General features: G+C 48.3%; 9 protein-coding genes. 6 read left to right on the plus strand and 3 right to left on the minus strand.

Features of this window, described 5'->3' with window-relative positions; translation table 11 throughout:
- Window positions 1-49 precede the first annotated feature (49 nt).
- From ORL50_RS27400 to ORL50_RS27420, 5 genes are all read left to right on the plus strand, one after another.
- Complete coding sequence (locus ORL50_RS27400; RefSeq protein WP_082069125.1) at window positions 50-703, plus strand: antitoxin Xre/MbcA/ParS toxin-binding domain-containing protein; 654 nt, start codon at window positions 50-52, stop codon at window positions 701-703.
- Window positions 704-1268: 565 nt separating this feature from the next.
- Window positions 1269-2168 (plus strand): TnsA endonuclease N-terminal domain-containing protein, encoded by a 900-nt coding sequence (locus ORL50_RS27405; protein WP_266019708.1) that lies wholly within the window; start codon window positions 1269-1271, stop codon window positions 2166-2168.
- Complete coding sequence (locus ORL50_RS27410) at window positions 2161-4329, plus strand: TnsB C-terminal domain-containing protein (RefSeq protein WP_266019709.1); 2169 nt, start codon at window positions 2161-2163, stop codon at window positions 4327-4329. The genes ORL50_RS27405 and ORL50_RS27410 overlap by 8 nt, the downstream gene beginning before the upstream one ends.
- Window positions 4326-5771 (plus strand): ATP-binding protein, encoded by a 1446-nt coding sequence (locus tag ORL50_RS27415; RefSeq protein ID WP_266019710.1) that lies wholly within the window; start codon window positions 4326-4328, stop codon window positions 5769-5771. The genes ORL50_RS27410 and ORL50_RS27415 overlap by 4 nt, the downstream gene beginning before the upstream one ends.
- A 21-nt stretch (window positions 5772-5792) precedes the next feature.
- Window positions 5793-7277, plus strand: a complete 1485-nt coding sequence (locus tag ORL50_RS27420) for a TnsD family Tn7-like transposition protein (RefSeq protein WP_266019712.1) — start codon at window positions 5793-5795, stop codon at window positions 7275-7277.
- Window positions 7278-8869: 1592 nt separating this feature from the next.
- Here ORL50_RS27420 and ORL50_RS27430 read toward each other — a convergent pair.
- The 3 genes from ORL50_RS27430 to ORL50_RS27440 form a co-directional block, all read right to left on the minus strand.
- Window positions 8870-9262 (minus strand): antitoxin Xre/MbcA/ParS toxin-binding domain-containing protein, encoded by a 393-nt coding sequence (locus ORL50_RS27430; RefSeq protein WP_266019714.1) that lies wholly within the window; start codon window positions 9260-9262, stop codon window positions 8870-8872.
- A gap of 466 nt (window positions 9263-9728) precedes the next feature.
- Window positions 9729-10463 (minus strand): hypothetical protein, encoded by a 735-nt coding sequence (locus ORL50_RS27435; RefSeq protein WP_266019716.1) that lies wholly within the window; start codon window positions 10461-10463, stop codon window positions 9729-9731.
- Window positions 10453-12081, minus strand: a complete 1629-nt coding sequence (locus ORL50_RS27440; RefSeq protein WP_266019718.1) for an RNA-directed DNA polymerase — start codon at window positions 12079-12081, stop codon at window positions 10453-10455. Before ORL50_RS27440 ends, ORL50_RS27435 begins: the two co-directional genes overlap by 11 nt.
- Before the next feature lie 942 nt (window positions 12082-13023).
- On the opposite strand from ORL50_RS27440, the gene ORL50_RS27450 reads away from it, so the two are divergent.
- Window positions 13024-13715, plus strand: a 692-nt coding sequence (locus tag ORL50_RS27450; protein ID WP_266019720.1) for a hypothetical protein, incomplete at its 3' end; no start/stop codon positions are given.

Consider the following 13715-nt stretch of genomic DNA (forward strand, 5'->3'; position numbering starts at 1 on the left):
GAGCATAATGATGCGTCTTCTCTAATTACGAAATGAGAACCGGACGATCATGAGTGGGAGCGAGCGCTGGATAGTCAAATGCCAGGATACTGAGGATGGTAGCGGTGATGTCATCGTTGATTTACCCCCAGAACTGCTTGCCAAAATGGGAGTAGGTGTGGGGGACGATCTGACGATTACGGTAGCGGACGGCGCAATAGTGCTGAAGCCTACGCATGGAACAACATCAGTGCAGCCCGTGTTTGCTGGAGTCCTGCTTGATGAAGCTTATCATGCCTACCGCATCCGGCTGGAGGCGTCTCTTAATATCCCCTCAAACGCCTCTGACCAGGACATTCACGACATTATCGTAGCTGGCTTCTCGGCCAGCCTGATCCAGTCGCTTTGCGACGTTGGAACTATAAGTCCGGAAGAACGCGACAGAATTATTCCACTCAAAATGCTCAAAACAAAATTGGTCAGCAATCAGCTTTTAACGGTGGATGAGAGTGATCGCCTGTTCCGCTTTGCACATATTACCGCCATGGCCGATGTGATCTTCGGGGACGCAGAGAAGGCCAAACAATGGCTTTCCAAACCGAAATCCCGGTTTTCGGGTAAAAGTCCAACAGCGATGCTCACTACAACTCACGGCACACATCGGGTCGAACAAATGCTGATTGAGGTAAATGAGGGCATGTCATTTCGATCTAACCGCAGCTAAGTAGAACCATCACAATTGGGTACGCGCCCCCAAGGGCATTTTTGTCAAAATATTCATTCAGCTGGCATGCTCCGTTAAGCCGTTTACCCCTGAGTTCACTGAGCCGGTGGTGTCACAATATTTTGTTCGGCTGCAATCTCGACTTTAAAAAGGCTCCCGCGGGTAGTGTCAAACTATGTTGTTATAAACTCATCCCGTCATTCGGATATCGTTATGCGTTGTGTCAATCTATGTTGTAAAAATGGCATCGCGGCAGGTTCCGTAAACGACTGATTTTATTGGTTTCCGTGTGTCAAACTATGATGTTGGGCACCAGTTGATGTTTACGAACAATAAAGGTTGTCACAAAATAATAAAGAATGTCACAGGCTGATAAAGGTTGTCACAAGGCTCTGCCCCGACCGTACATCGGGGCGGAAGCGGATCCTGAACTTAAGGATCACAATCCCTTATGCACCGCTGTGACTTTTCTCCGGGCAGAGCCCGCTCCTGACATTTCCCACTCCATGTACATGCTGTGCCGTTCCGATCGGAGTGGGTTGCCCAACGATTAGCGACTGGTAAAATGACATTTGTTCCCGCTACATCGGCTATGCCTGCTCCCTCCAAGCTGATGACTCAGCAGAAGATTGATAGAAAAATCAAATCAGGCCGCGGAAATGGGGTGAGAGAATCCTATGAGCCTTGGATCAAGATTTGGGATATCAAATCTAAGGGTGTATCTCACCTCGTGCCAGGAGTGAAATTCCCACGTACCCATCACCTGTTGTCCAATGCTGAGCGCGACTACCACATGATCCTTGAACAGGATCCTTGCATTATTGATATTCGGGAGCAGTTTCCACTTTTCACACAAGCGGAGACACAGGCTATAGCATCGAGCCTGAATATTTTTCACCCTGTGTACCCGGGCACTCAAATTCCAGTTGTCATGACAACTGACTTTCTAATAACTTTCATAGACCCGAAAGGCGAAGAGCGGCTGGCTGCGCGATCTGTTAAATATCGGAAAGAGTTTGAAGAAGCTGACATCGATGAGCAAAATCGAATCGTGGAAAAGCTCGCTATCGAAGAAAAATATTGGGCAATAAGGAAGGTCGAGTGGAAGTTAGTTTTTCACGAAAATCTGCCAGTAAACAAAATTGCAAATCTTGTCATCCTTAGAACTTATGCGATTATCCATCCATCTTTGCCAACAGACAAAAATATACATAGATTGCTCGATTTTATAGAGGGATGTAAAACTAATAAAATCCCACTTAAAGCGCTATTAGAGAAAGCGTCCAGAGTAATATTTATCGATTATATGGACGTTAAACGTCTGTTTCACCATCTTCTATGGATAGGCCGGTTGGAGGCGGACCTCAGCTCTAGGGTGATCAGTTTATCTGAACCTTTGCATGTTTGGGTTAGTGAGTCATCCTTGGCCATTACAGCACCAGTCGAGGTACCTCGCCATGCTTAGCCTAAGAGTTAACAGTATTGTTTCTCCAGTTGAAGGTTCTGAAATATTGGAAAAACCTGTCAGGGTTTTGGCCATAAAAGATAATTTCGTTTTAGTCATTGAACTTGGCACAAACCCGACTAAGCCATGGAGGCTAGAGAAGTCTTTTTTGACCGAAGAAATAGATTCCGGTGTAGCGATTATCAGTCCGGAAATGGTGCCCATGCACCTGCTTCGTAGTGACAATGAGTTAAGCGAGAATGAAAAAAATAGCCGAGAAAAAAATTGGAACCTTGTACGTAGTTTAGTAGAGAATCAGGATCCCCTAGACATATTGACTTCAAATTTCGGCACTCTAGTTGCGAATCATGCGATGGAGATGGGAGTTGATCGGAAGCAAATTTATCGACTTCTTTACCGATATTGGAGTATGGGGCAGACTCGTAACGCGTTTCTGTGGAATACCAGCGCATGTGGCGGCCGAGGAAAGGAAAAAAGTCGTGCTTCTGGAATTATTCCCGGTCGGCCAGCTAAATATCTTGGCGTCGTTGTTAGTGACGACGGCGCAATTATGCTCGAAAAGCGTCACATGGCCCATATTCGCTTGGCATACGGGCGTGTTGCCAGCGGTAAGTGCGGCAAGCTGAAGGATGCTCATAAATGGATGCTAAATAAATTCTACAGGGAAACGAAGCCTGATGGTTCAAAGGGGAACGTTGTACGAAGCAGTTATCCATCAATTAATCAACTGAGGCATCATGGGAAATTATTTTTCGATAACCTCTATAAGCTAAAGAAGCGTGGCGGTGCTATTCGCTACAACAAAGACCATCGTGCGCTAGTCGGGTTCGCATCTCAAGGTTTAGTCGCTGCGGGCCATAGGTACGAAATAGATTCGACAATTGCGGATGTCTATCTGGTACACCGTGTTAATAGGCTATGGTTGATCGGGCGGCCGGTACTCTACGTTGTGGTGGATACGTTTACCAGAATGATTGTGGGAATTCATGTTGGCCTTGAAGGGCCAAGTTGGAATGGTGCTAGACACGCTATCTATAATGCTTATACATCCAAAAAAGATTTCTGCAAGCGCTACAACATTGATATTGATGAGGCTGACTGGCCATGCTCTCATCTGCCGATCGAGCTAGTCGCAGATCGCGCCGAGCTTCTCAGCGAGGCAGGCGAAACGATGACAAATACTCTGGGTACCGCTGTGAAGATTTTGCCACCTTTTCGGCCAGACTGGAAAAGCATCATTGAGAGCCGTTTTCGTCTGATCAATGAAAACCTGGACTTGAAATTTGTTCCAGGCGGAGTGGACGCTCGGAAAATGGAACGTGGAGATCGTGACTACCAGCTTGATGCGATCCTTGATATCGACGAATTTACCGAAATGGTGATTCTGGGAGTTCTGGCTCACAACAAAAGCCTTCGAGTGCCTCATCTTCTGAGTCGCGAGATGATTGCCGCAGCAGTCGAGCCAACTCCGCTAGGCATTTGGAATTGGTCTATGGCGAACAATCTTTTGAACACGAAGATTGTATCTCCCGCAGAACTAAAAATTGCTTTGCTGCCCTCTCAGGAATGCCGTATCAGCCGAGGTGGAATAAACTTTCAAGGCGTACAGTACACTTGTCAAACAGCAGTTCGTGGGGAGTGGTTGGAGCGATCTCATAGTCTTCAAACAAAGTACGTTAGAGTCTTTTACGATCCGAACTCTATAGAGAATTGCTGGATAAAATCTGATGCGGGATTCGAGTCTCTCACCATAGTACCGCAACAATGCCATAAATATGGTGGACTTCGCATGGAGGAGGTCCTCGATATGATCAAAATCTTGAATCAAGTTTCGCCTGACGCGCGGTATAAGAACGACAATTCGGCGGCGGTACTCAAAGGCCGCCAAGAGGAGATCCTGGATCGGGCAAAGACCAAACGCGAGGGCCAAGGTGATCCGAAATCGAACGCTGAATTCAAACGGGACAAGCGCTCAAAGCGTGCGACTGAAGCTCAAAATGAGCGCGACCAGCATACCGCTGATCTAAATCAGCTCCGCGTTGTGGATAACCCTCCTGTTGCGATGGAAACTCCTAAAGCAATCACCGAGAAATCCGGTTCTACTAGAAGCGCTGCCTTCCTGAAACTGGTCGTCAACGCAGGTAAAGAGACCAATCCATGAGTGACTTCAGCTTTGCTCCTGCTGATTACCTCCCGACCGGGATGCCTCAATACGACGGCAATCCCCTGATTGAGTGCCTCCCCAAAATACTGTCGGACGTTGATGTTGTCAGGCGCATTGGAAACCTTCCAACAAGGCCCGACGAGGCAGAGCGGGCCTTGGATCCTAAGCTTCGTGGACATGGTATCAACAGGCTGAAGGACGTAGTCGTACCCTTTGAAATCCATCTGCGGCTTGAGGATGTGTTCAGCCAACTGATCCGATATGGATATACCGGACGCAATCCGTTGCTGGCGGCATCAGTCAGGCACCGCCTGCCTTCCTCTGCTGAGATAAAGGGCCTGGGGTTCATGTCCACAGCTGAGACGATGACGCTGATTGGGTTAAGTGGTATGGGCAAAACGACCGCACTTAACTCCATCGTCAAGCTTTATCCACAGGTTATCAGCCATAGTAAATACAAGCAGCAGATCCTCATCGAGACGCAGGTGGTCTGGCTCAAGATAGAGTGTCCGCACGATGGTTCCCTACGAGGTTTTTGCGCGGCTTTTTTCTCAGCATTGGATGCTGCGTTAGGTATCGATAAGTACTCGGGCAGAGGTGCTACGGGTCGCAGCATCAGTGTGATGCTGCAACACATCAGTCAGTTGTGCAAAACCTACTTCATTGGCGCTCTCATCATTGATGAGATGCAACATCTTTGCTCGTCCCGAGGCGGGCAAGACCGCGAAAAGCTGCTCAATTTTTTCGTGACGCTATCAAATGACGCCGGCGTCCCATTGGTCTATGTCGGCACAAATGCGATGCTTCCGCTGTTTTCTGGTGTTTTGCGAAATGCCCGGCGAGCGGCTGGAATGGGACCGATCACTTTTGACAGGTTCACCGAAGATGATCCATTTTGGGCGCATCTGGTGCTGCAGCTTTGGGCCTATGACTGGACAAAGTCCCATGCTCAGTTAACGGACGAACTTCTTTCCAAAATCTACGATCTCACCCAAGGCAATACAGATTTCCTGGCCAAGCTTCTAATGCTCGCTCAAAGGCACGCGATTTGGGAAGGCATGGACTCGGTCACGCCTGAGGTTCTGGAGCAAGTTTATGACAATCAGATGAGACTTCTGCACAAGCCCATTGAGGCTCTACGAAGCGGTGATTCTCTGCAGATAGCAGATTTTGAGGACATGATGCCTACAAAGGACCAGATCGCTCAGATGATGAATTACGATTTGGCACGTCCAGCCGATCGGACACATCTTTCAATGATTACTCAGGCTGCGATCGCCCCTGCTGTACCTGCCGTAAAGCCAGCCAAGGAGATTATTAGTAGGCCGGTTATTCCGGTCGCCGGCGAGTCTGCACCAAGTGTCCATTTTTCCAAGGGCGAGGACGTGCAGACTCAACTCGAGCAGCGTGGCTGGGTCGATAAGGACTCTGCGTGGTGAGGTTCATGGGAGGCTAGGTTAATGGAGCGCTTGCTGGTTTTTCCCCAGCCATTTCCCGATGAATCGCTATATAGCCTAACAGTCCGCTACCACAGGATGATGGCCAATGACAGCTATCGCCTTACGAGCCAGGAACTTTTCGGCACGTATTCGAGAACTTGTGGCTCGATATTGCCCTGCTGTTTGGACGCACTGTCCAAGCGATTAGCAGGGCTCTATTCGGTAGCAGAACTGATCGACCGCTCCACGCTTTTACCGCTCTATCAACCCTTTCTTGATGATGCGGCGTATGAAAGCGCCAAGGTCACCATGGCTGGCAACCGTGGCACAGGCTTAAAGATGAGCTTGGGAATTACTGCCTCGCGGTTCCTCAAACACGCATCTTTCAGGTACTGCGAGAGCTGCCTTCACGAGGATAGTGAGAGGTTTGGAGTCGCGTATTGGCATCGTATTCATCTGTCTCCTGGCACTTGCGTCTGCCCACATCACGACGAGGTTCTTTGCTCTCTGACCTTCCCACACGGTTCAGACTGGCGTTGCATGCTGCTACCGGGTGAGTCAGGTGGAACTCCAGTGATGGAGTCCTATGGTGATAAGGCCGCTGGCACCGTTGCAGAAATGCAGCTCTGGGGACTCGAACACCCTTCGAGTGTAAGGGGGCTTTTGAACGGAGACTTCTTGAGGCACCGCTTGGCTGAATTAGGTTTTATTAAATCAGGTCGAATCAGCGAGAAAATATTGAGGCCCTTTTTGATTGAGAGGCTCAAACACTGCCCAAACATAAATGAGTTTCAGGAGGTCACTCACTCCTGCGATTGGGTTTTGCGGATGTTGCATCCGCGCGGATTAATTGTGCAACCGCTGAAGTTTTACCTTCTCTGTTGGCTGCTTGAGGCGAGATTAAGCGAGCTCCAGTCCTTCCATCCACCGGCGGAAGTTGGCAACGCATATGTGCCTCGACGCAACAATATGAACAAGACTCTTCATGATGCTGACTTAGAGGCGCACCGATCAGCATTTTTAAGCGATTCCAACTCCAAATGTCACGATAAGCCTCACTATCATTGGCTGTACCGTCATGATAGAGAATGGTTAAAGGAATATGTAATTTCCCACCCGTTTATGAGGTCACGCAAAAGCCTGATCGACTGGGAAGCTAGGGACACAGCGCTTACTTACAACTTGCTAATCGCAAACGAGAAGATAATGTCCACAAGTGGCAAGCCTCAAAAGATCACGCGATCTTTGTTAGTCAGGCAGATAGACCAAAGCCATGATTTCCTGAGAAGACCTTCTAAATTCCCAAAAAGTATTAGCCTGATGAACGGTCTGCTAGAATCTGATCATGATCATCAAATTCGTAAAGTTAGGTGGGCCGTTAAGAATTTTTTGCTATCTGAACGATGTGCTACAAGTGTCGTGCTTAGGTATTCCGGAATCAGAAAGCCGCATGTGACTGAAACCGAAATACTCAACATTTTGTCCACTACTAAGCTTAGCTGGTAGCAACGTATCGCCGTGCTCGGCGAATTACGTCTACTTCCTTTGTTAACCAGTCGGTGGATGTTTCGTTTGTCATTAGATCAAGATATGCTTCCGCAGTTTCGCAAGCTAAGAAGGCAAGTATCGCGACCGTATGATCGGATGAATCTCGATATGTATATTTTACTTGCTCACCAAACTCACGTCTTATGATCTCAGTTAAGTCCTCGTCTTGTATGTATTCCTTTCTATATCTTATGATTAGACTACCATATATTCGCCAATCAACTATATGCCGTTTGAGCATGTTTCCATTGTAGTTCAAAATTTCAGCTATAAATTTTGAATACAAGTGGCTCGACGAATTCAGCTGATATGTCGGTTTCTTATATTTTCGACTGCATAGACCCAGTTTCGTTATGTGATGTCTGCTGATGGGTACTGAGCAGGCTGGGCACACATCGACCAGTTCCGATCCATGTACGCTGCAAAATCGCACAGAGGTTTGCACATTTCTACGATGTATGTATGCGGTTCCATGAGTTTCAAAATCTTCGACCACACAATCAGTACAAATTTTTTTCCATTTTCTAGGAGTGACTATGGTATTAGATCGACACCTTCCTAGTGCCGCTGTGAGGGGATATAAAGTATGGCTATGGAGAACTTCTTCGGAAATATTTTTCTCGATAAAAAAATCAGGGAACTTAAATATCGCATGATCTCTAGATTCCGCCTTACCTCCGCAACTAAATACATATCCTTCTCTGGGTATCGGCTTTATACGAAAGTCCTCGAATCTAATGGACTTAATTCCGAGCAACTCGTTACCTCTGTTTAGTGCCGACGCGACATACTCTCCTGGCAATGGAGTGAAAATCTTCATGTGATAATTCCGCGTTTAGAGCCTTGTTAAATAGTGATGTTAATATATTAAAGCTGTCCTACGTGATATTGACCGTACCATCTTTCGCTATTTTTTCAACAGGAAGCACATCTCACAGTTGGCTGGTATGTCAAAAATGCCCGGTATCCAGTCAAAATGCCAGTGCCGTAGCCGTGAGTGCATTAAACTCGCTTGCAGTGCTGAACCTCCTGCCAGCAATCGGTAGGCCGCTTGTGGTGGTTGGAGCATGCCCGATGCCCTGGTCAACTCAACCCGCGACCAACCGTTCGAACGGTACAACGTTGCAACGACCAGGCAGTTGGCCATCTTCCATTAGGAGGGTCAGTGCTACATGCCAATAAGATTCGCTGGGATGACGGCCACACTCGGCGAAGGATCGCACAGCACTTATCAATGCTAGAGTTGAAAAAGTTGCTCATAGTCCTTTATGTCGAGCGATATCGACCCACCGCGCAACGTTCTCTCCCGACAACTGATTTGAATGGGTCGGCCGGGCTGCCATAAAGCTGCGGCGGAGGATCACTTAATCAATAGGTAAGGCGATCTTAATATCTATTTTACCTATTTAGAGACGTTGCTTGTTGGACGTCGTTGAATGGCCTATTGCTGCTACCAACGAAGGGGGCAAGGGCAGCGGCGGTCAGTAGATAGTGAACTTGATCCTGCCGCTAATCCTCGAAGTGGAGGAATCCATTGAGCAACGGCTCATCTAGCCATGAAGGATACCATCAGCCTCGTCTTGTGCGGCTATGACCACGCGGATGGCATCAGTAGAAAGCAAGTCTCGAGGACGTTTGCCTCCAAGCATTCCATTAGGCGAAAAAAACCAAAATGCCACTGACCAACTATCTTTGGTAGGAGTTAGAAGTAAGAGTATTTCTTTTAATTGTGGATGAGGGGTGAAACTATTTTGAGCGGAAAACGCATAACAGGGGAATAGACTACTGTCATAATGTTCTATCGAGAAAATTCGATTTTCTGACTCCCACTCAGCCAAAACCGGAGTAAGTGTTTCAGCGCAAATATTGAAATACTGTGCAAGACGATTAACAGGTAGGAAATCGCCGCATCCTAAAATTTCGTTCTTGGCTTGAATGAGCATTTTCCGCTCCCTGGTGTGAATTCTGCTCCGGAGCTCGTCTTTTTCCACAGACATCACCTCGATTCGCACTTTTTCCTAATCGTACTCCGTTGGCAGGTGGACGTAACGACGTAATCGAGCCATTGGTCCGGCGGGGGGATGCGGATAGCCACTCCTACCGTCCCTGAGGATGTTTCGATCAAGGCGAAAGTGTGGAATTGCACATCTATAAGGGACGTTTGTGAGCATTTGGCTGTATGCCACGTCCTCCCTAGACTTCCACTCGCTGGGATGACCACCCGAGTGCATTAGTAGTCTTGCTTCGCAGATAGGTCTGGGCGCGCTTGTCTAAGGATCCGCGCGTCACGCACCCTGCCGCAACCTGAACCGACTGCCAGCCCGATTGTAAACAGCCGCCGCTGTCGCGGGGTATAACCAGCGGGGCGGAATTTTGCTCGTCGGTCATGTCAGTGAAGGGCCGATAGAACTAGAATTTCTGGATATCTGTGAGGGTCGCAGCAAACGCCTGGAGAATCTCAACCTTGCTTCGGCCGCCACCGGTGAGGTGGATGAACTCATCAAAATCGATGTTCACGAGCTTGCCTGTTCTCGGATTCATCAAGACGCACGACCTCCACTCATCATTGCCCGTCTCTACAGCGGCCGCATAGCTCAACAGCCAGTACATTGCGACTTGCCTATAATCGGCAGCGGTGAAATTACCGGCTATGCATTTCACCTCGATTATTGTCGATCCGGCAAAAAAATCGCCGGTTCCTGAGGCGATCCAGCGAAAGCCGGGTATCACCGGCGCCGCGCCATAGGCCGAGTTATAATCAGTAGCTACCTGCTTCACCATAGCCACTAGGTTGTCCGCAACGCGCAGGGCGATACGTTGATCATTCTCAGAAATTTCCGATGGGCTGATGGCATCGAAGAACCTGCTTTGCCTGTCTGTAGCGATGGCAACGCATTCTCCCCACGTCGGATTGTTACCAAGCACGAGCTGCTCACCTACGGCAAAGGCCAGCTCGAATAGCAGAGATTTTTGCAGTTCACTTGCCTGGATGGCTTTTACCGGCACGACGATCACAGGACAACCGATAGCTAATTTGTTGTAAAAGGACACGATGCCAGGCGTTAGCCCTGGGAAAATAGCATTCAGTATGCCGGGAATATTTCGAGCAATCGTTCTAGGGTCACGGCCAGCTCTAGATGACATCACACCAGCTCCGATAGAGACCAGCGAAGGTCGGGCGGTCCTGACGCTCTATTCCGAGCCTCCATGATTGCTCCAAGCTTGGCCCAATCTGACGGCGCAGGCCATCTCCTTGGTCTCCAAAGGACTCTGCCGCGAGCCATGTCAATCGCTGACATTCAGCGTTGATTTCGCTCCACCGGCTTGAGACAGAGCTGAAACCGGACCTATCTTTCCATAGACGCCAGCAGTCTATGCACGCCCTTTTGACTGTGTGGGACGAGCTGTATTTATAGGTACTTTGGACAAAAGCAGCTCGGGCTGGCGTTTGCGCAAACTTCAGCACCCTAAGGTAGTGCAGCAAGCTCGCTTCAGCTTGCAATAAATGAGCAGAGTGGACAGCCACTCTATCTATCACCGCATCCAGATCGGAGTGAATTTCCTCATATCCCGCGCCCGCTCTGAGATTGGCCACACCTCGCATGATGGTTGACCACGAAGCGCGAAACGCATGCAAGTTATTCTGTTCTAGTAGCGTCGACGCGAGTTGCAGGGCTACGATTGGGCTGTGGAACTTCAGGGTCCTACCTATTTGGGTTATCAAGAAATTATCAGGAAGCGACTTTTGCAATTCGTTGCCGAGCAATTTCTGGACGTCTAGATTTTCGACAGTCATTTTCAGCGACTCATAATCCCCTTCTGGGTTATCAGAGTAAGGATCATAATGTAGGTCGATATGTCTCAAGATTCCGGCGTTGGTATCGTCGCCACCAAGCTGAGTAGTAACGTATTCGTCATAATGCTTAGCCGTCATCATTATAGTTTTCGATTTATTTAGCGTGATCCCATAGTCCGCGAGAGCGTGTGATAGAAATGCTAGCCCTGCGTAAGCGGCGGAATTCGAATCTGCAATGAGCACATAGTCGTCTACATACCTGTACCAACGTAAGCCGTCATGTGTCATTCGATGGTCGACAGAGTTCAAAAACAGCTCCGCCAGAATCCGCGAGCACTGTCCCCCGACAGGTAGTCCGAAGGAACGTCCTGCTGAAAACTTTGATAACAGTGCGGTGATTTGGTTACCTACCCTGCCATCCGGGAACAGGTCATCGATGAGGTTTTCTAAGTAATGATGCGAGATGTGTTCGTAAAAGCTTGAAATGTCGGTTTGGACGACTACTGCCCCCTTGGGAGCGACCGCTGCCTCTTTCGACGTAGTCTCTCTAAACACTCTCCAGGATGAACCCCGGTCGAATAGCTCAGATCCGCCTTCCGACTGGAACCTGTATGAGAAGGTTCGCTGATCACGTCTTGGCTCTAACTGATCGGCGATAGCTACGCCGAGTCCGTTGAAATAAATGCTCCAAAACGGGTGAAGCTTTGTAGTCACCCTGAATCCTGATGCACCGGTTGCGACCAAAAGGCGCTCGCTGAATACAGTTAATGCTGCAATTTTGTGTTTGCTGTTGGACACACTATCTTTACGCAGCTCCTCCGAAAAACAGAAAGCGACCTCTGCTAGCTCATTTTGCTTAGCTGAAACAAAATTCGTGTCGACATCGAAAGGCAGTGTGTCGTTGTCTCCGTGCGCTCCGATATCAGCTGCCGCACGCAGAAAATGCTCCAGTGTTATTTCAGACATGTCCTTTCCCCGCCCGACGACCTCTGTTAGCCGGGCTCAGTGCACCGACAACCCCTCACCAGCGATCATCTCAGCACGCCCGGTGCATGTCGATAGACGCTTCGTAGCTTACGCAGGCATCTGAACTTAGCTTTGAACCTTCCGCTGATCGCGTGAACCGGATCACCGTCTTGCGCAGACAAGCCGCTTGCAGCGGGTCGCACCTGACGCCGCAGGTCCAGGTCTTCGTTTATCGGTGCGTGAATAATTCCCAAAACTCTAGCTGTCATGCGCGACGGGTCGCTTTGGGTCGGGCCAACGACGGTCTAGCATCGCCTCGCTGTGGATGGTCAGACTTCCGTTTGCTCCGCCATTTCGAGTACTTCATCGGCGTCGATTCTCAGGGATCTGACGGTGTTTTCAAGCTTCGTATGACCAAGCAAGAGCTGGACAGCTCTCAGATTCTTTGTACTGAGGACGGGAACGTAAGCTCACAAAGGCAATACAGCGGCTGCTTGATCGTCCCAGGTCGTCGAGGGTGGTAAGTCGGAAAGTGCCAGTAATCCAGAGGGTTGAAACTTAGAGGAGGAGGGCATGGGCACGAGAGGCTGGGTGTGGTGTAGCTCGGCTTAGTAAGTTACGGCGCATTGCCCATTAATGTGTAGCGGGTAGTTGTAGGGATTTGTCGTGCTCATGACTGGTGATATTGTCGTGGAGGGACCAGTCAACCCGTCCACCACCGGATCCACGAACAACGAAAAAAATGTGGAAATTCGTTGCCGCCGGCAACGCTAAGCGATGGTTAACATTTTTAGAATAATGTGAATAGCAATGAGATATATATGCACGCAGAAAGTTAACTGACGCAAATACCATTCGTCGATTGTCGATAATGTCAATTTGACATTTTAATATGGATGGACTGCACTTTACTGACCTTAGGGTCTAAGTAAAGTGAATCTCATGAACAATAAATCTGTTATGACGTTCAGTTTTATATTTTCTCTCGTCCTAGTTAGTTCAGACGTTTCTGCTTTCAATTTGGGCGAAACTTGGGGAAAGATAGTTGATTCTAGCGCAGATGTGCTGACATTGGGTGAGCATGGAAGAAAAAGAGACCAAGAGCGGGCAGAGCAAGCACGTCAGGCATCTGAACAAGCAAGAGCGAAAGAGGAAGAAAGGCTTAAGTTGCAGGTGGAGATGGTAACTGCTGATGTAAAGTTGTTGAGGGATGTATCTAAAACCTTTTATAGTAATTACACGGCTGTAGACGAAATTATAAAATTGCAACAGGGGGTCGTGAGCATTTCTAAAGACGAATTAGGAAAAAGAGAAGCTGCCATTGTAGTGATCGAAAAAGTCAGGAACTGGTTAAGGGAAGATGACCAGTCACTAATCAACACAGTGGTTGCGATCGGTTCATTAAGCTTTATAAACTCTGAAAATGTCGAAAGTGCTTTAAGCACAGAAAATCCCGAAAAAGCAATAACAGCCCTTAGTAAAATTGAAAATGATCAGAAGCATGCAGCAGACGCAATCAAGAATCAGCTTGAAGTAATCAGGCAAACAAATTTATCCGAGTCAGAATATCTCAAGTCGTCACTAGAAAAACTTAGAACAAATAATTTAAAAGAAATCATTAATATTTCTAGCAA

It is taken from the genome of Pseudomonas sp. RIT-562 (genome assembly GCF_026241895.1).
GTDB lineage: Bacteria > Pseudomonadota > Gammaproteobacteria > Pseudomonadales > Pseudomonadaceae > Aquipseudomonas > Aquipseudomonas mandelii_F.